27 protein-coding genes and 2 pseudogenes are annotated in these 23,570 nt (G+C 39.2%); 18 read left to right on the top strand and 11 right to left on the bottom strand.

Features of this window, described 5'->3' with window-relative positions:
• The first annotated feature begins 48 nt into the window (after window positions 1-48).
• Complete coding sequence (locus KA717_32215) at window positions 49-1,371, top strand: hypothetical protein (protein ID UXE60242.1); 1,323 nt, start codon at window positions 49-51, stop codon at window positions 1,369-1,371.
• Here KA717_32215 and KA717_32210 read toward each other — a convergent pair.
• Complete coding sequence (locus KA717_32210) at window positions 1,368-2,492, bottom strand: hypothetical protein (protein ID UXE60241.1); 1,125 nt, start codon at window positions 2,490-2,492, stop codon at window positions 1,368-1,370. The two genes, KA717_32215 and KA717_32210, sit on opposite strands and share 4 nt — an antisense overlap.
• Before the next feature lie 451 nt (window positions 2,493-2,943).
• Between KA717_32210 and KA717_32205 the strand changes: the two genes are divergently transcribed.
• Window positions 2,944-3,168, top strand: a complete 225-nt coding sequence (locus tag KA717_32205; protein ID UXE60240.1) for a DUF4258 domain-containing protein — start codon at window positions 2,944-2,946, stop codon at window positions 3,166-3,168.
• A gap of 4 nt (window positions 3,169-3,172) precedes the next feature.
• Window positions 3,173-3,415: a YgiT-type zinc finger protein gene (locus KA717_32200; protein UXE60239.1), complete on the top strand. Its 243-nt coding sequence runs from the start codon at window positions 3,173-3,175 to the stop codon at window positions 3,413-3,415.
• A 63-nt stretch (window positions 3,416-3,478) separates the two neighbouring features.
• Here the strand turns inward: KA717_32200 and KA717_32195 are convergent, their stop codons facing one another.
• Window positions 3,479-3,706 (bottom strand): hypothetical protein, encoded by a 228-nt coding sequence (locus tag KA717_32195; protein UXE60238.1) that lies wholly within the window; start codon window positions 3,704-3,706, stop codon window positions 3,479-3,481.
• Between the two features lie 11 nt (window positions 3,707-3,717).
• The gene (locus tag KA717_32190; protein ID UXE60237.1) at window positions 3,718-3,951 is read right to left on the bottom strand and encodes a hypothetical protein; all 234 of its coding nucleotides are present in this window, start codon (window positions 3,949-3,951) and stop codon (window positions 3,718-3,720) included.
• Window positions 3,952-4,533: 582 nt separating this feature from the next.
• Between KA717_32190 and KA717_32185 the strand changes: the two genes are divergently transcribed.
• The 3 genes and pseudogenes from KA717_32185 (at window position 4,534) to KA717_32175 (ending at window position 6,188) form a co-directional block, all read left to right on the top strand.
• A complete protein-coding gene (locus KA717_32185) occupies window positions 4,534-4,725 on the top strand; it encodes a DUF4258 domain-containing protein (protein ID UXE60236.1) in 192 nt (63 codons plus the stop codon).
• Between the two features lie 177 nt (window positions 4,726-4,902).
• Window positions 4,903-5,941 (top strand): annotated as a pseudogene (locus tag KA717_32180) (IS1 family transposase).
• A 76-nt stretch (window positions 5,942-6,017) separates the two neighbouring features.
• Window positions 6,018-6,188 carry a hypothetical protein gene (locus tag KA717_32175; protein ID UXE60235.1) on the top strand — a complete coding sequence of 57 codons (171 nt, stop codon included), beginning with the start codon at window positions 6,018-6,020 and terminating at the stop codon, window positions 6,186-6,188.
• On the opposite strand, the gene KA717_32170 is transcribed toward KA717_32175, so the two are convergent.
• Both KA717_32170 and KA717_32165 read right to left on the bottom strand, forming a co-directional pair.
• Window positions 6,124-7,173 (bottom strand): IS4 family transposase, encoded by a 1,050-nt coding sequence (locus KA717_32170; protein ID UXE60234.1) that lies wholly within the window; start codon window positions 7,171-7,173, stop codon window positions 6,124-6,126. The two genes, KA717_32175 and KA717_32170, sit on opposite strands and share 65 nt — an antisense overlap.
• Window positions 7,174-7,208: 35 nt before the next feature.
• Window positions 7,209-8,489: an ISKra4 family transposase gene (locus KA717_32165; GenBank protein UXE64839.1), complete on the bottom strand. Its 1,281-nt coding sequence runs from the start codon at window positions 8,487-8,489 to the stop codon at window positions 7,209-7,211.
• Window positions 8,490-9,059: 570 nt separating this feature from the next.
• Between KA717_32165 and KA717_32160 the strand changes: the two genes are divergently transcribed.
• The 5 genes and pseudogenes from KA717_32160 (at window position 9,060) to KA717_32140 (ending at window position 12,139) form a co-directional block, all read left to right on the top strand.
• On the top strand, window positions 9,060-9,341 hold the full coding sequence (locus tag KA717_32160) for a GNAT family N-acetyltransferase (GenBank protein UXE60233.1): 282 nt from the start codon (window positions 9,060-9,062) through the stop codon (window positions 9,339-9,341).
• Window positions 9,342-9,469: 128 nt separating this feature from the next.
• Window positions 9,470-9,733, top strand: coding sequence for a hypothetical protein (locus KA717_32155; protein UXE60232.1), 264 nt, complete (start codon window positions 9,470-9,472; stop codon window positions 9,731-9,733).
• A 55-nt stretch (window positions 9,734-9,788) separates the two neighbouring features.
• Window positions 9,789-11,070: pseudogene (locus KA717_32150) on the top strand (ISKra4 family transposase).
• Between the two features lie 85 nt (window positions 11,071-11,155).
• Window positions 11,156-11,353, top strand: coding sequence for a hypothetical protein (locus KA717_32145; protein ID UXE60231.1), 198 nt, complete (start codon window positions 11,156-11,158; stop codon window positions 11,351-11,353).
• A gap of 24 nt (window positions 11,354-11,377) precedes the next feature.
• Window positions 11,378-12,139 (top strand): IS4 family transposase, encoded by a 762-nt coding sequence (locus KA717_32140; protein ID UXE60230.1) that lies wholly within the window; start codon window positions 11,378-11,380, stop codon window positions 12,137-12,139.
• On the opposite strand, the gene KA717_32135 is transcribed toward KA717_32140, so the two are convergent.
• Window positions 12,121-13,164 carry an IS630 family transposase gene (locus tag KA717_32135; protein UXE60229.1) on the bottom strand — a complete coding sequence of 348 codons (1,044 nt, stop codon included), beginning with the start codon at window positions 13,162-13,164 and terminating at the stop codon, window positions 12,121-12,123. The two genes, KA717_32140 and KA717_32135, sit on opposite strands and share 19 nt — an antisense overlap.
• A 345-nt stretch (window positions 13,165-13,509) precedes the next feature.
• Here KA717_32135 and KA717_32130 point away from each other — a divergent pair, with 345 nt between their 5' ends.
• The 3 genes from KA717_32130 to KA717_32120 all read left to right on the top strand — a co-directional run bounded on the left by KA717_32130 (window position 13,510) and on the right by KA717_32120 (window position 14,695).
• Entirely contained in the window at window positions 13,510-13,836 is a 327-nt protein-coding gene (locus KA717_32130; protein UXE60228.1) for a hypothetical protein, read from the top strand.
• A gap of 31 nt (window positions 13,837-13,867) precedes the next feature.
• Window positions 13,868-14,023 carry a hypothetical protein gene (locus KA717_32125; GenBank protein ID UXE60227.1) on the top strand — a complete coding sequence of 52 codons (156 nt, stop codon included), beginning with the start codon at window positions 13,868-13,870 and terminating at the stop codon, window positions 14,021-14,023.
• Between the two features lie 129 nt (window positions 14,024-14,152).
• On the top strand, window positions 14,153-14,695 hold the full coding sequence (locus KA717_32120; protein ID UXE60226.1) for a transposase: 543 nt from the start codon (window positions 14,153-14,155) through the stop codon (window positions 14,693-14,695).
• Here KA717_32120 and KA717_32115 read toward each other — a convergent pair.
• The gene (locus KA717_32115; protein UXE64838.1) at window positions 14,668-15,948 is read right to left on the bottom strand and encodes an ISKra4 family transposase; all 1,281 of its coding nucleotides are present in this window, start codon (window positions 15,946-15,948) and stop codon (window positions 14,668-14,670) included. The two genes, KA717_32120 and KA717_32115, sit on opposite strands and share 28 nt — an antisense overlap.
• Window positions 15,949-16,170: 222 nt before the next feature.
• Between KA717_32115 and KA717_32110 the strand changes: the two genes are divergently transcribed.
• Window positions 16,171-16,581: a hypothetical protein gene (locus tag KA717_32110; protein UXE60225.1), complete on the top strand. Its 411-nt coding sequence runs from the start codon at window positions 16,171-16,173 to the stop codon at window positions 16,579-16,581.
• Here the strand turns inward: KA717_32110 and KA717_32105 are convergent.
• Window positions 16,544-17,857 carry an IS4 family transposase gene (locus KA717_32105; protein UXE64837.1) on the bottom strand — a complete coding sequence of 438 codons (1,314 nt, stop codon included), beginning with the start codon at window positions 17,855-17,857 and terminating at the stop codon, window positions 16,544-16,546. The genes KA717_32110 and KA717_32105 overlap by 38 nt on opposite strands.
• Before the next feature lie 325 nt (window positions 17,858-18,182).
• Here KA717_32105 and KA717_32100 point away from each other — a divergent pair, with 325 nt between their 5' ends.
• Window positions 18,183-18,878 carry a hypothetical protein gene (locus tag KA717_32100; protein ID UXE60224.1) on the top strand — a complete coding sequence of 232 codons (696 nt, stop codon included), beginning with the start codon at window positions 18,183-18,185 and terminating at the stop codon, window positions 18,876-18,878.
• Between the two features lie 45 nt (window positions 18,879-18,923).
• Window positions 18,924-19,073 (top strand): hypothetical protein, encoded by a 150-nt coding sequence (locus tag KA717_32095; protein UXE60223.1) that lies wholly within the window; start codon window positions 18,924-18,926, stop codon window positions 19,071-19,073.
• A 284-nt stretch (window positions 19,074-19,357) separates the two neighbouring features.
• Here KA717_32095 and KA717_32090 read toward each other — a convergent pair whose 3' ends face one another.
• Both KA717_32090 and KA717_32085 read right to left on the bottom strand, forming a co-directional pair.
• Window positions 19,358-20,437, bottom strand: a complete 1,080-nt coding sequence (locus tag KA717_32090) for an IS1 family transposase (protein UXE60222.1) — start codon at window positions 20,435-20,437, stop codon at window positions 19,358-19,360.
• Window positions 20,438-20,890: 453 nt separating this feature from the next.
• Complete coding sequence (locus tag KA717_32085) at window positions 20,891-21,421, bottom strand: stage II sporulation protein M (GenBank protein UXE60221.1); 531 nt, start codon at window positions 21,419-21,421, stop codon at window positions 20,891-20,893.
• A gap of 205 nt (window positions 21,422-21,626) precedes the next feature.
• Between KA717_32085 and KA717_32080 the strand changes: the two genes are divergently transcribed.
• Window positions 21,627-22,427 carry a DUF975 domain-containing protein gene (locus KA717_32080; GenBank protein ID UXE60220.1) on the top strand — a complete coding sequence of 267 codons (801 nt, stop codon included), beginning with the start codon at window positions 21,627-21,629 and terminating at the stop codon, window positions 22,425-22,427.
• A 25-nt stretch (window positions 22,428-22,452) separates the two neighbouring features.
• Here KA717_32080 and KA717_32075 read toward each other — a convergent pair whose 3' ends face one another.
• The gene (locus tag KA717_32075; GenBank protein ID UXE60219.1) at window positions 22,453-23,544 is read right to left on the bottom strand and encodes an ArsA family ATPase; all 1,092 of its coding nucleotides are present in this window, start codon (window positions 23,542-23,544) and stop codon (window positions 22,453-22,455) included.
• Window positions 23,545-23,570 lie beyond the last annotated feature (26 nt).

Genomic DNA, 23,570 nt, shown 5'->3' with positions numbered 1-23,570 from the left:
TTACAATGGCGTTAGTGCCTTATTCAAACTGCAAAACCTATTGTTGCTATGACTGCTTTTTTATCCACAATTAGTAAAAGTGAGCTAAGGCTAATTTACTCTGATGCGTCTGAAGCTGAGAAGGCAAGGGTGTTAGATAAGTTAGGAACGTTAAAGCCTGTATTTGCACAGTTCCTCGAAAATGAAAATCGTCTTAGCCCCCTTGACACAGTAGAACTCATAAATATTTTTGATGCTTGTAGTGATCCTACAAAAAATGAGCAAGAAATTCTGGAGTTTTTACTTCGTTTAGAGCCAGGCAATGGCAAGATCGGTTTTAGGCAGGTCAATATTCTAGTAGATCACTTGCGTCGTAAAGTCACTAATTTTCTTAAAGAGGATGAACATCAGCTTAATTTGATTCCCCATGACCATGCTTTTGGAAGTGGTGGTGATTTAATTAAGACTATGCACGCAACGACCGCAGCTTGTATCATTGCAGCACCTTTAGTTAAAATCTGTAAGACTGGAACAAAAAATGTAACTTCTTTACATGGTAGTAATCAGGCAATCAAAGAATTTGGGTATGATCAATTTCAAATTAATGCTGATTTTTTAAATAATTTACTTCGTAAATATGGTTTTGCTTATATTCCCCTTGATTATTTGGGTTTTCCTTACTCTGATTCACTCAGAAACGCTAGAAGAAAATTATGGAATAAAAGTGTTGAGCAAATTAATTATAGCTATCAACAAGGTACTAGAGCTTGGCAAGAAGTTGTGAAAAATCTCGATTTAAAAACCAGCATAGATATTTTTAAAATTGTTTCTCCTAATGCACAAGTTCTCAATCCTGTTCATCATTCAACAGGGGTTTGCCATTTAAAAATGCTTCCTTATGTGCTTGGAATTTATCTTCATCTTAACAGTAAAGGCGTTATTGCTCACTGTTATGATGGCATTGATGAAATTTCTAATACCTATGTAGATACATCTATAAACCTTCCTAACAATCTAGTCATAAAAATAGATTCTGAAACGACACAATTCGCAGAATTTTCCCCTGAAGATATTGGATTAGAACGTGCAAATTATACAACTATTCAAGAGCAAGAACTGAAGAAAGAGAGAGATACTTTTATTCGAGTTTTACGCGGTAAAAAAGAAAATTTACAGGGAGCAAGAGATTTTTTAGTTGCAAACACTTCTCTGCTTTTAGTTGCCAATGATGGTGTTGTCGAATCTGAAATGAATTTAATTAACCAACTTCGTAAAGGAGTAGAAAAAGCTGAGTATCTAATTGATTCTGGGGAAACTTATGAAAATTTTCGGCGGTTAATTGAACAAATTGATTTATTAAGATTTAGGAATGCTACCGTAAATTTGCTCTAGACGCTATCTGGTCTGAACAAACGAATTAATAGAATGCCACTGCCTAAACCTGAATATTTATTATAAAAAAGTTCTGCAATTTGTTCGTCGTGTAAAAACTCAAAAGAGTATTCCTCATTGTTAAAAAATAAAGTGCTTTGACTTCTATTATTAAGCAAGCTATACTGTAGTGCCAAATTATACAAATAATATGTTTCCTCATAAACAACGTATTTTATTTTGTCAAATTGTTTAGCATTGTATTCTACTGAGAGATAAAATATCTTTAACATATTTATGCTTTTTTCCTGATTCCATACCATATTAAAATGTTCAAGGAAAAATCTACCCCCATCAGATTCTCGCTCAAACTTTATAACATCATCTGATGTTGTCAGTTTGCCCAGCTTAAAAAAGGTTACGCGTAGCTCAGTTTGCTCTGCATAAATCGCAACAGAAGGTGGTGTTTGATAAAGCTTTCCCTCCAGTCTATCTTTATGTTTTTCATCAAGTTTATCAATAATAGATTCAATCTTTTTTAAACTTAAACAAATTTTTTCTTTAACATTTATATATTCTGACGGTTTTTTCCCTGAATTTAAAGCATTTTGTCTTTCTCTAACCAAGTCGTCTTTCTCTGGATCAAGGAGTAAAATTTTTAATCCACAGTTTTCATGATTAAAAAGCTTCATAATTGCCTTTTCAAACTTTTCTCCAAGATCATCAAGCAATAGCTCAGTCCATGTTTCCATTATAATAATACTGGTATTTGATTTTGAATCCTCTATTTTTTCGATAAATTCACGTTTGCTAAATGGGATTTTTTCTGCTGCTTTTTGTTCTAATTCTTCTTGTTTAGCAATGATTTTTTGAAACCAAACGAAATAAACCCATGAGGAAAAAATAGCCGAGCCAATGGTAAACAATATGGTAAGTAGTATTTTTTTCTTGATAATGCCAGTTGCAGAATGAGTAATGAAAGTCTCTTGAGCGTATTTTTGTTCGATTAGGTGAGCTGGAATTACGATCAACAAAATGGAAATAACAAAAAGAATAATAGATAACCACCATGATTTGCTTCTAGGAACCCATGATTTGCTTTTAGGAATATTTATGGAAAAATTTCGTCGAAATAGTTTCATGATTTTGTAGGTAAAAAATTAAATTTGAAATTTCAGTAACGGAATGTTATCGGTAATCTGAGTTTAAAAATCTGTGAATTGACTTTGAATATTCGCAATTTGAGCCGATTGGACAACAATCAAATCTTTAATTTCTTTAATATCGTTTTCTGTTACGGTAGGCATCGGTCTAACTCCCCTAACTTAGAACAACCGTTAAACATAATAACATCCCAACTTCCTTTACTGGCAGTGTGATCGCCTTTAAAAATGTTAGAGTGAACTGCGATCGCCTTAAATAATGGGGTTGAGAACTGCGATCACCTCTTTAAAATGAGATTATCTGGATAAGATGCGATCAATTTTGCTATTATCAGCTAATTATAACTAAACCTAGCTCGTGCCGAACAACGACATTGAACGTATCCGCCAAAAAATTCGATTCCAACAATACGATATGTCAGCCCATGCAATGGAAGAAATGGCTGAAGACTATCTAACCATCATGGACGTAGAAACGGCAATTTTAAATGGCCGTATTGTTCGGGTTGAAAAGGATGATCCCAGAGGATCAAAATACATCGTTGCAGGAACAGCCGTTAATCTACAAACTCCTGTCGGTGTAGTTGGGCGTTTTTCAACTAGCGGACGTTATTTGATTATTACAGTTTATGAAATCACCAAATTTGAGGGCTAAATCCATGTACGACTATCAATGCGAATACTGTGAAGGAACGGTTAAACCTCGTTTGATTAAACGTGAAGCCTTCAAACATCGAGATGGTTTTGTCATTCTTGAAGACGTGACGATTGGTGTGTGTAATAGCTGTGGCAATCGGTATTATTCTGCTGAAATACTGCATACTGTCCATGCTGTAGCCACTGGTACAAAAACTCCTGAAAAAACAGAAAGAATTCCAGTTACACATTTAGAATTAGCATAGATTAAGGTGTTGAATAATAGATTGCGATCACCCCTTAAACCTCAAGTTAAAAAGCGATCGCCACTATGCCACCTGTAATAAAGATTCTGCCAATAATTGAGGAACTTCGATCATAACAAAGTAACTGGCAGGATAGATATAATCTTCTCCACTCTCATCAATAATGCGTAAATCTCCATCTGCTTCGATACCGCGATCGGGAATTACTTGATAAATTTTATGGCGTTCCAAAGACGCAGGATAGTCAGTATTATTAATACAAACTACAAAGCGAGGAAGTTGATTAGACATAGTTTCTCCTATTAATCGAGATAACATTTTCGTTTGATTTCCAGCTTGCCGATACCATGAGCTTCGTACCAATGTAATTCCGCTAGACGAATACTGCCATTAGCAAGACGGATAGTGGCGATACCTTTTAATTTGCGCCATCTTCCTGAACCATAGGTTTTATTCAAACGGGGTAGATCCCGAATAGAACGCCCAACAGCAATAATCTCAACTTGCGAAATTTCGCTAATAATTTCAAAGTTCACGATTTAAGAGCTACTGGGTAAGGTCAGAATCTAACCATATTCTAGCAAAAGATAGCGATCGCTCTTTAAAACAGGATAAGAAACGGCGATCGCCTCTGTAAAACGTGATAGAGAACTGCGATCACCTTTAAACATGGGATAGAGAACTGCGATCATCTTTTTAACACAGGGTTGGGAACCGTGATCGCCTTAAATAATGGGATTGAGAACTGCAGCAATTCTAAATTTGCGCTGTAGCAAGAGTTTCAGGTTTTAGTTCGCGTAATACGGGGTAAAATTCAACGGGATTAACAAGTTCATTTTACGAGTCTTCAGGCTTTTAGGCGCAATAGTACGCCTAGGATTGCCCCAAAAACCCCCTTTGAAATGTTCTTTAAATCCCTAAAAGGCTTGCTGTGTCTAAAACTGAGAATTGCTGTGAGAACTGGGATCTCCTCTTTAAAATAAGATTATCTTGATAAGATGCGATCAATTTTGCTATTATCAGCCAATTATAACTAAGCCTAGCTCTTGCCGAACAACGACATTGAACGTATCCGCCAAAAAATTCGATTCCAACAATACGATATGTCAGCCCATGCAATGGAAGAAATGGCTGAAGACTATCTAACCATCATGGATGTAGAAACGGCAATTTTAAATGGCCGTATTGTTCGGGTTGAAAAGGATGATCCCAGAGGATCAAAATACATCATTGCAGGAACAGCCGTTAATCTACAAACTCCTGTCGGTGTAGTTGGGCGTTTTTCAACTAGCGGAACTGGTATCGTCTGATCAAAGTTGGAAAAAGTTATGGTGTAAGGCTTTGAGAAAATAGAAAAATAGTTTAAGACTAGACATCGGCCCGTTTTTATTATACTATTATTATTGTCATTATATCAAAGAAGAAGAAAACAGAAAACAATGTCAATATTAAAGAAAAGCTCTATGAAAATCCTGAATGATGTTGGCTTGTGCCAAGAGAAAGAGGATGCCTTATTCAAGAAAAACTGTCCTCATTGCTATAGTGAAAACGTAAAAATACATTCTCATTATCAAACGAAAGGTAACGGGGAACGTAAAATGTTCATTTGTCAAGAATGTAGTTCTTGTTTTGCTGAGACTTATGGTAGCGTAATCGCTGGCTTAGAAACCCCATTAAGTGAAATTGTAAAAGTATTAAAAGCCAGAATGGAAGGAATAGGATTAAATGCAGCAGCCCGAGCATTCGGCTACGCGAAAACAACAATATTGAATTGGGAAAAGAAATTATCAGGATTACAAGAGACATTATTTTTATACGCCTTAGTGAATGAATTTGTTAAATTAGTAATAGAAGGGGATGAACTATACACAAAAGTTGGAAAAAATAAAGAAGCAAGTGCCTCTGAGGGGTGGACAATCGTTCTCATGGACAGGGCAAGCCGCTTTATTTGGCATTTAAAATGTGGTCGAAAAGAGCAGAAATTATTTCTAGAAGCAATGATGACGGTAGCGGAATTATTTGAAAGGAGTGCAGAATCTCTCCAGTTATTTACAGATGGAGAAAAGCGATATAGTCAACTGCTATTTGATATTTGTCACGAAGTATTAAGGACTGGAAAGCGAGGTCGTCCCACCAAAGTATTACCGAAGGGTATGGTGGTAAGACTAAAAAATAAGAGTAGTAAACGTCGAGATTCTGAGGGTAAACTCAAGAAAGTAGAAACTCCGAAACCAGAACATCCTGAGACAACAGAAAAACCAGAAGAAAAGGACGTCCATGCCAACCACGTTGAGGCATTTAATAGTGCTATCCGACGCTATTTATCTGCCTTTCGTCGTCGTACAAATACTTATGCTAAATCTGTTGTGGGATTACAGCGAGTCCTAGATATTTTCTGGATGGTTCATAACTTTGTTCGCAGCCATTTTACGACTAGAGAAGAGAAAAGTTCCTGCTGTAGCTCTCGGTATAATTGAAAAAGGGTTTACTTGGGAGGACTTACTCCAAATTCGCCTGATTTCTTGAACCTCCCGTATTGCAACGTTTGTAGCTTCTAGCTAGACGATACCAGTGCCTGTATTTTATTCGAGATTGTGCAGAAATGGCCGCTAAAGCTTCTCTCTTTCGCAAGGAAAGTCGTTGGGGTTTATATCATTATTGTTTGGATTATCCCGATAAAAATAATGAGGAATGGTTCTGTCATGTTCCTAAGTACAGGACAAAAAATGTAGGGAGTCGAGAAAAAGAGAAAAATTGGGTAGAGAAGGATTAAGAACAAGATGACGAAGATGGTCAAAACCAAGACGAAAAAGACTCTGCGCTAGGCGACCATGTTTCTTGAGGGGAATGGGATGAAGATGATGAATTGCTAGACCAGTTTTGAGAGACCAAGCCAAAGCTAAAGTCAGTAAAGCCAAAAGCTTACGAAGACGCTTGGGGTCAGTAAAGTGAGTAGATTCCAAGCAAAAGCCACGAGTCTTAAAGATGCCAAAAAGGGTTTCAATGCCCCAACGCAGGGCATAATCGTGAATAAGACCTTGGGAATCGGGATGTCCAATGACGATGAGTAGAGAATTATCAGGCAAGCGAAGAGCCTCTACAGAAACAGGATATCCCCAAACCCGACAACTCCCTTGAAGACGTTGAGATTCACCAATAGCAAGATGGGCAAAAATGACTTTGGCGGCCAAAAGCTTGCCATTGTGCTCAATCTTGTCCGTAGCCCGAATTCTCAGACAGAAAGCCAGTAGCGGTTCGAGCAGAAGATAGCGAAGCCAAGCCTGACCAATAAACTCACGGTCGCCACATAAACAACGAATCAGGGCGGTGGGAAAAATCTTGAGCATCTCCTCGATAAAACGCATTCGTTCATCACTGTTAGAATTGCCCTTTTTCTTGCTAAGCATCCACCACAAGATGGGAATGGCTACTCCTTCATGGACAATGCCGACAGTGAGGATATTATAACCATGACTGCCAAACTCCCAGGTTGTGCGGTCAATACTTAATACCCAAGGTTGAGGGATATCCAGCCAACTGACTACAATACGGGCAATGTGATGGTAATCCAGCTCAAATCCTGAGAAAAAGCGTTGTAAGCGTTTGTAATGAGAATCCACCAATGCCCGACCTTCAAAACCCAGGGCCAATTCTTTAAGGTTAACCGTTTTCACTTTGAGGAGGGCGAGTAAGAACAAGGCTAGGAAGGAGAGTCTGGCACCATGCCATCCCAAATGGGGTTTTAGGGCTTGTTTCAATGGGTGCGACCTTTAGTTGATAAAAGCTGTTGTAATCAGGGTTCTACAGGGAACCCATATTGATCAAGTTTTGCCCAAAATTGACTCCATCGTTCCTTGGTCAATACCAAAGCTCGTAGGCTCAAAATAATTCCTGCTCCTTTTTCCTTCCATCGCATCCCTGAACAACATAATCGTTGTTTGACCAACGTCTTACAAGCTGCTTCCGTAACACCTGAACCAATCGGATACTTTTTCTCTATGTATTCAGCATAATCCATTTGATGCTGATGATTCTCGTAATAAGTAATCGCCGCTTGTAGTTTCTCGGTAAGATTCTTAGAATGACTTTTTTCTTCTTTGACTTCTTTCATCAGATTTAGCAGTTCTCCTGCTTTTCCTTTTTCATGCTTGAGTTCTCGACAATTTTCAGTCAACCATTCTTTTTGTTTTGACACTGTATTAGGATGCAACGCTTCTGCCAAGGCACCTAAGTAACCAGAGGCATGATAGAAATCTAATATCTGTTCTTCCGTTTGCTTTTCTAAAAACTTCCAATTTGATTCTGCCCCGTCTGCTATCCCGACCAATGTTGCCTCTGGATAACGGTTTTTCGCTCGCTCAATTTCTCTTTCTAATCTTTCTAGAAAACTCTTTTTTCCATACTCTGGTGCCGCACCTAGATAGATTGTATGTTGACGTTCTCCCTCACTATCGTATAGGGAAACGGTTCTCACCATTGCTTCACGGTAGCCATCCTCACACATCAGCATACAGGTTCCATCTAATCCTATTCCCACTGTTGCAATTTGGCTATCCTCCTTGGGCGGGGCATAACTCCACGCTTCTTCTTTTGCCTGTACCACACTTCCTACTGCTTCACTCAATCTTTGGATATAGGATAGCGCTACTTTTCTACCATGATTTTCTAATAAATCATTTTTCACCTCTTTGCCTGCCATCCCTGACATTTTTGAGGATACCTGTTTTGCCAATAATGGCGTTGATGTTATGATTATCCTTGCTTCTCTTTCTAAGGGGCAATACGTTTTTCCTCCTACTGAACGCTGATATACATGACGATTCACTATAACCTCACCATAAGGTGTTTGATATTCTTTCGGTTGCTCTCCCTTACTCTTCCAGATTTCTTCACCGATTTTTAAGGGTGAACCATCTGTATCTAAATATTTCAAGGCTTCTTTGCTGGCGATGCAACCTACTTCGTTTAAGCCTTTTTGAATATTTATTTCTGTATCCAACATTGAACGACTGAGTTCTAATGTTAGTTCTATTTTTATCTTTGAACCCTCTACATTAATTAGTTTTGCTGTCATCATTGTTTCCTCTTTGTCACTTTTCATCCCATGTTAACACTTTTCTTTTCCTTCATCAACTAAAGGTCACACCCGTTTCAATGCGTTATATTGGTTCATGGGTTTTCTTACATTACGTTCATCTTCCATGAAACCCCTTTCTCTTATACTTTTCAAGCCTTTTGTCCTGTACTTAGGTCATGTTCACCTAAAAAAAGCTGATTCAGGGAATATGGAATTTTTTAAACGTCCTATTGAACCTTATATTGTCGAGGTAGATATTGAACAGGAGGTGTATGACGTTGCAACCCGATAGTTTTGGCGTAAAACCTTTGTAGGGACATAATATATTATGTCCTTGCCTTGTACGGAATTTAACGACAAAGTACTGTAACAGGTTATGAACGAGAAATTCCCTATTAATGAACCTTTTGACATTAGGCAATCCCACATTCAAGATGCCGATAGAACACGGATGCTATCTGAACAATTGGGCTATAGTTCTACTCTCAAACAGATAGAACAGCGTCTTAAAAAATTCAAAGTAATGCTGCCCATATTCTCTACGTTGCCACTGTAATTAATGACTATGTGGTTGTATGGGGTCATGCTTCTGTCACCGATTTATTAATGCTTTCCAATCAAGTCATTCTTTGGGGTTTAGTAGTAGATGAAAACTATCGGAATCAGGGCATTGGCCAAGCATTAATCCAGTCTATTGAACAATGGGCCAATCAGCTTGGTTGTGCAGGAATAATGCTTTATTCTAATATCAAACGTCAGGAGACTCACTTATTCTATGAAAAAAATGGCTATACCAATATTAAGCAATCCCTAGTTTTTGTAAAGAACTTAGATCATGATCGTCTTTAAGGCAACTTATCCAAAGGGCGAACGCAATCATTGGTGTCAACTTAAGCCAAAATGCCTACTCACAAAAGATTAGCCTAAAAGCAGGCGGAAGTAAGAGTAGGCTGAAAAAAAGGTTAGTATATAAAAAAGTGAGCAAAAAACAAATGGCAAGACAACATCCTCGGAGAAAAGGAAACCCAGACTTACGTCGTAAGACAAATCAGCCAGGGGTAGAAATCCCTGAAATAACAAAAGAGTTGTTTGAATTACTAGAACCCACAATGTTTACACCATTAAAATATTTACAGGGAACTCATGAGAAAATGATGAGAGATAGGGTATTAAATTTACCAGTAATGGTGGCATTAGTGTTAAGTATAGTGTATCGTCAAATGGGTGTGACCTTTAGTTGATGAAGGAAAAGAAAAGTGTTAACATGGGATGAAAAGTGACAAAGAGGAAACAATGATGACAGCAAAACTAATTAATGTAGAGGGTTCAAAGATAAAAATAGAACTAACATTAGAACTCAGTCGTTCAATGTTGGATACAGAAATAAATATTCAAAAAGGCTTAAACGAAGTAGGTTGCATCGCCAGCAAAGAAGCCTTGAAATATTTAGATACAGATGGTTCACCCTTAAAAATCGGTGAAGAAATCTGGAAGAGTAAGGGAGAGCAACCGAAAGAATATCAAACACCTTATGGTGAGGTTATAGTGAATCGTCATGTATATCAGCGTTCACCTTTGAGGAAAAACGTATTGCCCCTTAGAAAGAGAAGCAAGGATAATCATAACATCAACGCCATTATTGGCAAAACAGGTATCCTCAAAAATGTCAGGGATGGCAGGCAAAGAGGTGAAAAATGATTTATTAGAAAATCATGGTAGAAAAGTAGCGCTATCCTATATCCAAAGATTGAGTGAAGCAGTAGGAAGTGTGGTACAGGCAAAAGAAGAAGCGTGGAGTTATGCCCCGCCCAAGGAGGATAGCCAAATTGCAACAGTGGGAATAGGATTAGATGGAACCTGTATGCTGATGTGTGAGGATGGCTACCGTGAAGCAATGGTGGGAACCGTTTCCCTATACGATAGTGAAGGCGAACGTCAACCTACAATCTATCTAGGTGCGGCACCAGAGTATGGAAAAAAGAGTTTTCTAGAAAGATTAGAAAGAGAAATTGAGCGAGCGAAAAACCGTTATCCAGAGGCAACATTGGTCGGGATAGCAGACGGGGCAGAATCAAATTGGAAGTTTTTAGAAAAGCAAACGGAAGAACAGATATTAGATTTCTATCATGCCTCTGGTTACTTAGGTGCCTTGGCAGAAGCGTTGCATCCGAATACCGTGTCAAAACAAAAAGAATGGTTGACTGAAAATTGTCGAGAACTCAAGCATGAAAAAGGAAAAGCAGGAGAACTGCTAAATCTGATGAAAGAAGTCAAAGAAGAAAAAAGTCATTCTAAGAATCTTACCGAGAAACTACAAGCGGCGATTACTTATTACGAGAATCATCAGCATCAAATGGATTATGCTGAATACTTAGAGAAAAAGTATCCGATTGGTTCAGGTGTTACGGAAGCAGCTTGTAAGACGTTGGTCAAACAACGATTATGTTGTTCAGGGATGCGATGGAAGGAAAAAGGAGCAGGAATTATTTTGAGCCTACGAGCTTTGGTATTGACCAAGGAACGATGGAGTCAATTTTGGGCAAAACTTGATCAATATGGGTTCCCTGTAGAACCCTGATTACAACAGCTTTTATCAACTAAAGGTCGCACCCCGTCAAATAGCGGGTATAAGTGAAGCGGTAAGACTGTTAGAGGAAGAGGGATTGCTATGGGTAGCATCATTAAAAGTAAGCAAACAGGCAGTATCAAAAAGAATGATGAATGTGCCAGCCGAAATATTTGCAATATTACTAAAAGAAGTGTTAGAAAAAGCAGCCGAAAAAGGGAAGAAGCTCCAAGTAGGAGAAAAATGGGAAAAAATAAGAGAAAAGTTTAGTGCAGTGTGGATAGCAGATGGCTAAACGCTAGAGCAGATAAGGAAAAATATGAAAATAAGTAAAGAAGAAAAGAGTAAATTGGGGGGTAAAATAATGATGGTAGTGGAAGCCTTTACCCAAAGACCCGTTACTTTATGGTACACAGAAAATGATAAATCAAATGATAAAATATGGTGTGAAGAATTGGCAGCTAAATTACCAGAAAATGGTTTAATTCTCGTAGATATGGGATTTTTTAGCTTTGTGTGGTTTGATTTGTTAACAGAAGCTAAAAAGTTTTTTCTAACCAGATTTAGAGCGGGTACATCTTACAAAACCAAACAAGTATTGTCTCAAGGTAGTCATTACAGAGATGAGATTATCATTATGGGAAATTACCGTTCTAATCCTTGCAAGCATCCGGTGAGATTAGTCTCAGTATTATGGGGAACAATCTGGTATCAGTATTTAACAAATGTGTTGTCTCCCGAACAACTGTCCGCCGAAGAGGTCTGTGATTTATATCGAAGACGATGGACAATCGAAGAAGCCTTTTTATTAACGAAAAGACTTTTAGGACTAGCCTATTTATGGGTAGGGAATAAGAATGGTGTCCAAATCCAGATTATTTGCACTTTGATTTTCTATACGGTCTTAAATCAATTGGTAGGGGAAGTGGCGATTGCTCTAAATCAACCGAAAGAAAAAATCTCAGTAGAGATGGTGTTTCGGAGTCTATACTATGTAGCGAAGGCTATTGCTAGAGGAGAAAAGCCTGATACAGTAACCTATCTGGCTGAACGTGCTATACTTCAAACGTTCATAATCTGAGATTTATCAAAGCGTTGAAATCGTAAGGTGAGCAAAGAATCAAGCTCCTCCTTATATTTTACGTTAGCATCTTCAAGACATCCTGAAATTGCTGCAGAAAACTGCGTAAAATCTTCATAATATTTTGCGTATAAACACTTCTTCTTCACAAACTTCCACAGTCTTTCAATTAAATTCAAGTTAGGAGAATAAGGAGGTAAGTACAGTAACTCTATTCCTAATGATTCTGCCAACTCCTGCACAATTCGGCATTTTTGATAACGAGCATTGTCTAATACCAACGTAATCGGTATTAATAGTCCTAATTCTGCTATCTTTTCTAGGAGTTCACAAACCTGAGTTCCCGTAATATAAGAACTGTTCGTTACCATAATTACTTCATGGGTAATTGCATTTAATGCTCCTAACACATTAAAACGTTTTCTCCCTGATGGTGACTTAATAAAAATCCTCTTGAAGCACCATATAAAATTTACAAATGCTCCCATTACAAAATGAGAGGCATCTACAAAGAAAACTGCCCTTTTTCCTGCTTTTGCCTCTTCTAGCCTTGGTTCTAGCTCTTTTTTCCTATAGCTATCCTGAGCTTCTACATCTGCTTTTGATGGAATTGTTCCCACCTTTAGACACCTCATTCCTATTGACTTTAAAAATTTTCTGACTTGCGTTGGACTTCTTTTTATTCCCGTTAATTCTTCTATTCTTTTTACTGCTTCATTTATTCTTGCTGGTGGATTTGACTCAAAATATGCCTCAATTGTCCCTTGATGCTCTGTTAACTCGCTTTTCGGGCGATTAAATTTTATTTCTTTTAGTTTTTCTATCCCGCCCTCTTGATAATCACGGATATAGCTTGTCACCGTATTTACTGAAACTCCTGCGAATTGAGCAATTTTTTGATGAGATAATCCCTGACTTTTTAACCATAAAACTTCCATCTTTAGCTGTACTCTAGGATGCGGGTGATTAAACCGACCGTAAGACAACAGTCTTTTGTCTTCTTCCGTAAATTCTAACTTAATCATTTCTCAGCCTCTTGACTACTTTTTCTATTTTTACTATATTGGTACTGGTATCGTGTGATCAAAGCTAGAAAAAGTTATGGTGTAAGAGTTTGAGAAAATAGAAAATAACTTACGACTGGACATATTCCCGTTTTTGTTATACTATTATTATTGTCATTATATTAAAGAAAGCGAAAACAGAAAGCAATGTCAACATAGAATAAAAGCTCAATTGACCTCCTAAGTGATATTGGCTTACCCCAAGAGAAAGAGGAAGCCTTATTTCAGAAAAACTGTCCTCATTGCTATAGTGAAAACGTAAAAATACATTCTCATTATCAAACGAAAGGTAACGGGGAACGTAAAATGTTCATTTGTCAAGAATGTAGTTCTTGTTTTGCTGAGACTTATGGTAGCGTAATCGCTGGCTTAGAAACCCCATTAAGTGAAATTGTAAAAGTATTAAAAGCCAGAATGGAAGGAATAGGATTAAATGCAGCAGCCCGAGTATTCGGCTACGCGAAAACAACAATATTGAATTGGGAAAAGAAATTATCAGGATTACAAGAGACATTATTTTTATACGCCTTAGTGACTGGACAGTGGGAAGTTCTCGAGGCGTGTAAGTGGAGAAAAGAAAATCGGACATCCGATACAAAAGAGTGCCGTTATGTCCGAAACTGGCTGATATAAGAAAATCGATAGCCAGTGCTATCTATCAATTATGCAACTATGTCAGCGACTAGAGCAAATCCTCAATAATCTCCGTCCAGCCTTTAGCCGAGAAGCAACGTTCCAATGGTTTATCCTGTTAGTCTGGGGAGTAGTGCTCAACAGCCAACCCAGCGCAATAACTAGCTATGTCAATGCCATTGGCTGAACAGAGAGCTACTACAATCAGGCTCTACATTGGTTTGATTCCAAGGCGTTTAGCGTCGAAGGACTAACTTTACAATGGTCAAAGTGGCTAAGTCAGCATGAAAGTCTATACAGAATTAAAGGGAAACGGGTGTATGTGGGTGATGGCATCAAAGTGGGGAAAGAAGGACGCAAGATGCCAGGTGTAAAACGACTACACCAAGAATCGGAAGATGTGTCCAAGCCAGAGTGGATAAGGGGTCATTACTTCAATGCCTTGAGTATTTTGGTGGGAGTAGGGAAAGCCTGCTTTGCCTTGCCCTTAGTGTTGCGGCTAGACGATGGCATCAAGTCCAAAGCAACCGAGAAGGGGGAGGGAAAAGGCAAAAAAAAGGTGAAGACGAGCCTGGTGACAAAAATGGCTGACCTTTGTGTTACTTACGCAGAGGCAGGGAGTTATGTAATTTTGGATGCTTATTTTGCTTGCGAACCAGTGCTCAAAAGTTTTCGCCAGAACGCCTTGCATCTAATCACAAGAGTGCGTTGCTCCACCGTCGCCTATGCCCCCTTTTGTTCCGTGCCGACGCTGACGGGGAGAGGACGACCACGGATTTGGGGGAGTTCGATAAAACGGGTGCGACCTTTAGTTGATAAAAGCTGTTGTAATCAGGGTTCTACAGGGAACCCATATTGATCAAGTTTTGCCCAAAATTGACTCCATCGTTCCTTGGTCAATACCAAAGCTCGTAGGCTCAAAATAATTCCTGCTCCTTTTTCCTTCCATCGCATCCCTGAACAACATAATCGTTGTTTGACCAACGTCTTACAAGCTGCTTCCATAACACCTGAACCAATCGGATACTTTTTCTCTATGTATTCAGCATAATCCATTTGATGCTGATGATTCTCGTAATAAGTAATCGCCGCTAGTAGTTTCTCGGTAAGATTCTTAGAATGACTTTTTTCTTCTTTGACTTCTTTCATCAGATTTAGCAGTTCTCCTGCTTTTCCTTTTTCATGCTTGAGTTCTCGACAATTTTCAGTCAACCATTCTTTTTGTTTTGACACGGTATTCGGATGCAACGCTTCTGCCAAGGCACCTAAGTAACCAGAGGCATGATAGAAATCTAATATCTGTTCTTCCGTTTGCTTTTCTAAAAACTTCCAATTTGATTCTGCCCCGTCTGCTATCCCGACCAATGTTGCCTCTGGATAACGGTTTTTCGCTCGCTCAATTTCTCTTTCTAATCTTTCTAGAAAACTCTTTTTTCCATACTCTGGTGCCGCACCTAGATAGATTGTAGGTTGACGTTCGCCTTCACTATCGTATAGGGAAACGGTTCCCACCATTGCTTCACGGTAGCCATCCTCACACATCAGCATACAGGTTCCATCTAATCCTATTCCCACTGTTGCAATTTGGCTATCCTCCTTGGGCGGGGCATAACTCCACGCTTCTTCTTTTGCCTGTACCACACTTCCTACTGCTTCACTCAATCTTTGGATATAGGATAGCGCTACTTTTCTACCATGATTTTCTAATAAATCATTTTTCGCCTCTTTGCCTGCCATCCCTGACATTTTTGAGGATACCTGTTTTGCCAATAATGGCGTTGATGTTATGATTATCCTTGCTTCTCTTTCTAAGGGGCAATACGTTTTTCCTCCTACTGAACGCTGATATACATGACGATTCACTATAACCTCACCATAAGGTGTTTGATATTCTTTCGGTTGCTCTCCCTTACTCTTCCAGATTTCTTCACCGATTTTTAAGGGTGAACCATCTGTATCTAAATATTTCAAGGCTTCTTTGCTGGCGATGCAACCTACTTCGTTTAAGCCTTTTTGAATATTTATTTCTGTATCCAACATTGAACGACTGAGTTCTAATGTTAGTTCTATTTTTATCTTTGAACCCTCTACATTAATTAGTTTTGCTGTCATCATTGTTTCCTCTTTGTCACTTTTCATCTCATGTTAACACTTGTCTTTTCCTTCATCAACTAAAGGTCACACCCGATAAAACTAGAAAAGCTGTTCGCTCTGGCGGCGGACTTTCCGACAGCTAAAGTCTGGCTCTATGGTCAACAAGTCACGGTTTCTTATCAGTGCTTTGAGTTCCACTGGGATAGTCCCCATCAGCTCGTCAAGTTTGTTCTGACCCAATTGCCTAACGGACGACGACTGATTCTGCTTTCTACTGATCTCTGTTTGACTGGACCTGAGATTATTGCCGCTTACGGTCTCCGATTTAAGATTGAAGTCACTTTTCGTCAATTAGTCCATCTTTTGGGCAGCTTTGCCTATCGTTTTTGGCTTAAGAGTCTTCCTACTTTACCTACCTGGCCCAGCAATCTTATCCTCAGTGACTATCCACAAGCTGTTCAGACTCAGATTTTAAACAAGGTAGAAGCCTTTGAGCGTTTTGTTAACCTTAATGCCATTGCTTTAGGGCTACTTCAAATTCTCGCCTTAGAGTTACCCCAGGGGATTTGGGCTAATTTTCCTCGATGGTTTCGGACATTACCATCCATCCGTGTCAACTTAAAGGAATGGGTTCCCAAATTTGTTGATTGAGAGCGGCCTTTTCTCGATGTCGCTTTCTCTCAGCTTTGACCAAACCAAATAACTTAGCACGTTCAGCCAGATAGGTTACTGTATCAGGCTTTTCTCCTCTAGCAATAGCCTTCGCTACATAGTATAGACTCCGAAACACCATCTCTACTGAGATTTTTTCTTTCGGTTGATTTAGAGCAATCGCCACTTCCCCTACCAATTGATTTAAGACCGTATAGAAAATCAAAGTGCAAATAATCTGGATTTGGACACCATTCTTATTCCCTACCCATAAATAGGCTAGTCCTAAAAGTCTTTTCGTTAATAAAAAGGCTTCTTCGATTGTCCATCGTCTTCGATATAAATCACAGACCTCTTCGGCGGACAGTTGTTCGGGAGACAACACATTTGTTAAATACTGATACCAGATTGTTCCCCATAATACTGAGACTAATCTCACCGGATGCTTGCAAGGATTAGAACGGTAATTTCCCATAATGATAATCTCATCTCTGTAATGACTACCTTGAGACAATACTTGTTTGGTTTTGTAAGATGTACCCGCTCTAAATCTGGTTAGAAAAAACTTTTTAGCTTCTGTTAACAAATCAAACCACACAAAGCTAAAAAATCCCATATCTACGAGAATTAAACCATTTTCTGGTAATTTAGCTGCCAATTCTTCACACCATATTTTATCATTTTCTGTGTACCATAAAGTAACGGGTCTTTGGGTAAAGGCTTCCACTACCATCATTATTTTACCCCCCAATTTACTCTTTTCTTCTTTACTTATTTTCATATTTTTCCTTATCTGCTCTAGCGTTGAGCCATCTGCTATCCACACTGCACTAAACTTTTCTCTTATTTTTTCCCATTTTTCTCCTACTTGGAGCTTCTTCCCTTTTTCGGCTGCTTTTTCTAACACTACCTTTAGTAATATTGCAAATATTTCGGCTGGCACATTCATCATTCTTTTTGATACTGCCTGTTTGCTTACTTTTAATGATGCTACCCATAGCAATCCCTCTTCCTCTAACAGTCTTACCGCTTCACTTATACCCGCTATTTGACGATACACTATACTTAACACTAATGCCACCATTACTGGTAAATTTAACACCCTATCTCTCATCATTTTCTCATGAGTTCCCTGTAAATATTTTAATGGTGTAAACATTGTGGGTTCTAGTAATTCAAACAACTCTTTTGTTATTTCAGGGATTTCTACCCCTGGCTGATTTGTCTTACGACGTAAGTCTGGGTTTCCTTTTCTCCGAGGATGTTGTCTTGCCATTTGTTTTTTGCTCACTTTTTTATATACTAACCTTTTTTTCAGCCTACTCTTACTTCCGCCTGCTTTTAGGCTAATCTTTTGTGAGTAGGCATTTTGGCTTAAGTTGACACCAATGATTACCATCCCATGGCTACCCTAGTGAACGGATTGCTCAACTAGCCCTTCAACATCAAGCCCAAATGATTTTTCCTCAAAGTCCACCCAGTCTGCTTTTGCCTAAATTCCTTACCGCTAAACTTGCCTCTTCCCCAAGCCCTGATATGCTTACTTTCGTCGCATAGTCATTACCTTATCTGGCATCCATAAACTTCCCACTGTCCAGTTAGTGAATGAATTTGTTAAATTAGTAATAGAAGGGGATGAACTATACACAAAAGTTGGAAAAAATAAAGAAGCAAGTGCCTCTGAGGGGTGGACAATCGTGCTCATGGACAGGGCTAGCCGCTTTATTTGGCATTTAAAATGTGGTCGAAAAGAGCAGAAATTATTTCTAGAAGCAATGATGACGGTAACGGAATTATTTGAAAGGAGTGCAGAATCTCTCCAGTTATTTACAGATGGAGAAAAGCGATATAGTCAACTGCTATTTAATATTTGTCACGAAGTATTAAGGACTGGAAAGCGAGGTCGTCCCACCAAAGTATTACCGAAGGGTCTTGTGGTAAGACTAAAAAATAAGAGTAGTAAACGTCGAGATTCTGAGGGTAAACTAAAGAAAGTAGAAACTCCGAAACCAGAACATCCAGAGACAACAGAAAAACCAGAAGAAAAGGACATCCATGCCAACCACGTTGAGGCATTTAATAGTGCTATCCGACGCTATTTAGCCGCCTTTCGTCGTCGTACAAATACTTATGCTAAATCGGTTGTGGGATTACAGCGAGTCCTAGATATTTTCTGGATGGTTCATAACTTTGTTCGCAGCCATTTTACGACTAGAGAAGTTCCTGCTGTAGCTCTCGGTATAATTGAAAAAGGGTTAACTTGGGAGGACTTACTCCAAATTCGCCTGATTTCTTGAACCTCTCGTATTGCAACGTTTGTAGCTTCTAGCTAGACGATACCAGTGCCACTATATTATCTCTTATTTTTAAAATTCGCAACTTGTGACCGTGTTCAGTATAAGTTATTTGGTTTGGTCAAAGCTGAGAGAAAGCGACATCGAGAAAAGGCCGCTCTCAATCAACAAATTTGGGAACCCATTCCTTTAAGTTGACACGGATGGATGCTCCCAACATATTCTTTCCTTTCTTGGCTCTTCATGTCAAAGGTACTACTTTGTCTCTTGACTTACCTGCGGAATGTGGGTTTCAAATGAAGCAGTTCCTTTTGCTTGTATTCTCGTATTTATGTTACCTTCAGCAAGCTTGCCAAGATGAGAATCATCAAAATATTTCAAGTAAAATTGTATTGAATCTTCGTCAGATAAACATAGTAAGAAAGAGTAAATGGCACTGGTATCGTCTAGCTAGAAGCTACAAACGTTGCAATACGAGAGGTTCAAGACATCAGGCGAATTTGGAGTAAGTCCTCCCAAGTTAACCCTTTTTCAATTATACCGAGAGCTACAGCAGGAACTTCTCTAGTAGTAAAATGGCTGCGAACAAAGTTATGAACCATCCAGAAAATATCTAGGACTCGCTGTAATCCCACAACAGATTTAGCATAAGTATTTGTACGACGACGAAAGGCGGCTAAATAGCGTCGGATAGCACTATTAAATGCCTCAACGTGGTTGGCATGGATATCCTTTTCTTCTGGTTTTTCTGTTGTCTCAGGATGTTCTGGTTTCGGAGTTTCTACTTTCTTTAGTTTACCCGCAGAATCTCGACGTTTACTACTCTTATTTTTTAGTCTTACCACAAGACCCTTCGGTAATACTTTGGTGGGACGACCTCGCTTTCCAGTCCTTAATACTTCGTGACAAATATTAAATAGCAATTGACTATATCGCTTTTCCCCATCTGTAAATAGCTGGAGACATTCTGCACTCCTTTCAAATAATTCCGCTATTGTCATCATTGCCTCTAGAAATAATTTCTGCTCTTTTCGACCACATTTTAAATGCCAAATAAAGCGGCTAGCCCTGTCCATGAGCACGATTGTCCACCCCTCAGAGGCACTTGCTTCTTCATTTTTTCCAACTTTTGTGTATAGTTCATCCCCTTCTATTACTAATTTAACAAATTCATTCACTAAGGCGTATAAAAATAATGCCTCTTGTAATCCTGATAATTTCTTTTCCCAATTCAATATTGTTGTTTTCGCGTAGCCAAATACTCGGGCTGCTGCATTTAATCCTATTCCTTCCATTCTGGTTTTTAATACTTTTACAATTTCACTTAATGGGGTTTCTAAGCCAGCGATTACGCTACCATAAGTCTCAGTAAAACAAGAAGTACATTCTTGACAAATGAACATTTTACGTTCCCCGTTACCTTTCGTTTGATAATGAGAATGTATTTTTACGCTTTCACTATAGCAATGAGGACAGTTTTTCTTGAATAAGGCATCCTCTTTCTCTTGGCACAAGCCAACATCATTCAGGATTTCCATAGAGCTTTTCTTTAATATTGACATTGTTTTCTGTTTCCTTCTTCTTTGATATAATGACAATAATGATAGTATAATAATAACGGGCCGATGTCTAGTCTTAAACTATTTTTCTATTTTCTCAAAGCCTTACACCATAACTTTTTCCAACTTTGATCAGACGATACCAGTTCCGCATCCTCTTTCTCTTGGCAAAAGCCAACATCATTCAGGATTTCCATAGAGCTTTTCTTTAATATTGACATTGTTTTCTGTTTCCTTCTTCTTTGATATAATGACAATAATAATATAATAAAAACGGGCCGATGTCTAGTCTTAAACTATTTTTCTATTTTCTCAAAGCCTTACACCATAACTTTTTCCAACTTTGATCAGACGATACCAGTTCCTATTTCGGAGGATTAGAAACTATAACGCTTGATTAATCGTTGATTGATGATTGGTTAGCATCGCATAATCCATCCTACGATCCTTATTTAGTTAGTAAGGCTTTTGACTTAAGTTGACACCAATAGCGATCGCCCCCATAAGTAAACCATTGAAAAAGAGAGCATAAAGGGTAAAAAGTCCGGCGGTGATTGCGCCACCAACCATCCGAAACGTAACGGATAGGTTATTGATCATAATGCCGCTAGAGGCCAGGGGTTCCATCCCTAAAATTGACCCCATCCACAATTGCTTCTGATCGCGCACTTTATGAATCAAATCTGCCGGCACGACTAAGGCGAGAAAACTGGGATCTTGCCAACCGTACCACCAAGCAATCAGTCCTCCGAGGCTAAAAATACTGATGGCGATCGCGGTATAAAGCCAGGTTTGTTGAACAACGGTAGGAAATCGCCAGCGATAAAAATCTAAAGCGGCTTGCCATTCCTGATGACGGGAGCCTTGATAAATTTGGTTATAGGCTCTAGCGGTTAAACTTTGTAATTTCTGGAGTAAAATCGTTCCGACTTGAAAGGTTTTGCCCCTGGCCAGATCCGCCGACAGCGATCGATAAAGACTGGCCAATTGCTGTATCTGCTACCCCGATAGCGATTTCAGACTTTTTTTCTCCGCCTGATCTAATAACTGTTCAAGCTGTTTCCAATCCGACTCGCGGCGAGCAATCCAACGTTGAATGTTCATAAAAGTTAAGGAAAAATTAAGGCAATAGGGAGGAAAAAGTCGTTTAAGATAACTAAGATAACGGGAAAGTTTTGATGAGGATTTAGGAATGTCTAAAGATAATGATTTTCGGGCAACGGGGGAATCGCTAAGCGTTGGAAATGTAGTGAGTGCAGGGTTACGAATCTATCGAGATCATTTTCAACCCTATTATCTAGAAGCTCTCAGAAGTTATTTATGGGTTCTGGTTCCCGTTTATGGTTGGGCGAAATGTTTAGCCATTCAAGGATTATTAAGTCGTTTAGCCTTTTATGAAGTTTTGGAACAACCCGAAAGTATTCCTGAAGCTCGGCTGCGAGTTAAGCCTAGACTGTGGAGTTTTTTATTAACGGGTCTTTTAATTGGCTTAATGGTTTTTGGTGGCGTGATTATTACTGTTTTAGTAATGGGAATGGTTGGTTTATTTGCGGGATTTAGTGGTCAACGAGGTTCGCCCTTAGCAATTGTTTTTGTGCTTTTATTCATTGTCTTAATCTTCTTTTTTCTCTTTGGCTATATCTGGTTTTACTCTCGTGTTGCCCTTGCTGATTTAGCGATCGCCATTGAATCAGTTACCGATCCTGTCCAGGCGATCAAGCGTAGTTGGCAATTAACCCAGGGCTATGTGGTTCGCCTGCAAATCATTTTCTTTGTGGCTATTTTAATTACCTTACCCACCGCCATTATTGGCAATCTTGGTACTTTATTTTTAGGGGATGAGAGTCCCTTGGCCTCCCTCATTGATTTGATTTTAACCGTAGCCCTAGGCGCACTCTTAATTCCTTTTTGGCAGGCGATCAAAGCCGTTATTTACTATGATCTCAAAAGTCGTAAGGAAGGTTTAGGCTTATCTTTAACGGATGAAGTGTAAAAAGTCTGCTAAAGGAAGATAAAGACTAAAAAGAAATGATTAAATAACCCTCATGAAATTTAGCTCCCGTCACCGGCTGACCATTCAAGGGTACTGGCAGATCGATATTGCGACGTTGATCTCCGGCTTCAATGGTGATTTCAGGGCCAGATTGGATTAATTTAACCTGTTTCTTATCAAAGCCAGGCAAAAAGACCTTGACTTGACGAGCCGCCAGATCAATGGTTAACGGTTTAGGCACATCAGCCCATTGTCTGACATCAGGAACGGCGGCGATTAAATTATCCCAGGATTGGCCTGAATGTTGGGGGAGAGAAGTTAGGGTTAAAGGCTGAAACGTAGGGGTTAAATCGGTCAGACTTCCCCCTGGCGTTTGCAATACCCCCTTAACGGTCAAACCGATCTGCTGTGCTCCTCCCCATAAACGTTGGGCTACCATGACGGCGGCGGGCTGAGAAGTAGTAACCAGGTAGGCCGAAAAGCGATTGGGATCATTTAGAAATTGTTTGCCGTCAGTAAGAAATTTTTCAGGACTTGAGGAACTTTGGGAAGAATTATCCCTATTCGAGGTCACGTTATTAAATAAAGCACCGGTGATCGGTTGGATAAAGGGAGCCAGGGTTCTGACCACATCGGAATCTTGCAGTACTTGGCGGAATCGTCGCCAATACCAATCCGCAATTTCGGGCACGCCTAACATTCTGAGTGCATTTAGCTGGCCAGGCCCATCATAGACAATGACATCGTATTGTCCCCCTTTTGCATATTCCCGCAGAGCGTTTAAGACTAAAAGTTCATCCATGCCTGGCAATACACCGAGTTCCTGACCATAGATATTCTTCAAGGTCGGCGATCGCAAATATTGGGATTCTAGTTCTTTAATCTGTTCCCAGCCCTGCTCTAATAAAACCGTTGAACATAGATGAACACCACTTAAATTGGGTTCGATAACCGTCACACTAGGGGTTAAGGGGACTGACCAAAGCCATCCGAGGGTAGGATCTTGCCCTGCTAAAAGGACACGACTGCCTAGCATGGCCAACTTTTTCGAGATCGCGATCGCGGTGGTGGTTCGGCCTGTTCCACCTTTGCCCAGAAAGGTAACAATTAAAGCCATGACATTATGATTACATTATGATTCAA

This window comes from Woronichinia naegeliana WA131 (assembly GCA_025370055.1).
Lineage (GTDB): Bacteria > Cyanobacteriota > Cyanobacteriia > Cyanobacteriales > Microcystaceae > Woronichinia > Woronichinia naegeliana.
Note: the sequence above shows the minus strand (reverse complement) of the source record. Positions and strands in the feature narration are given on the sequence as shown.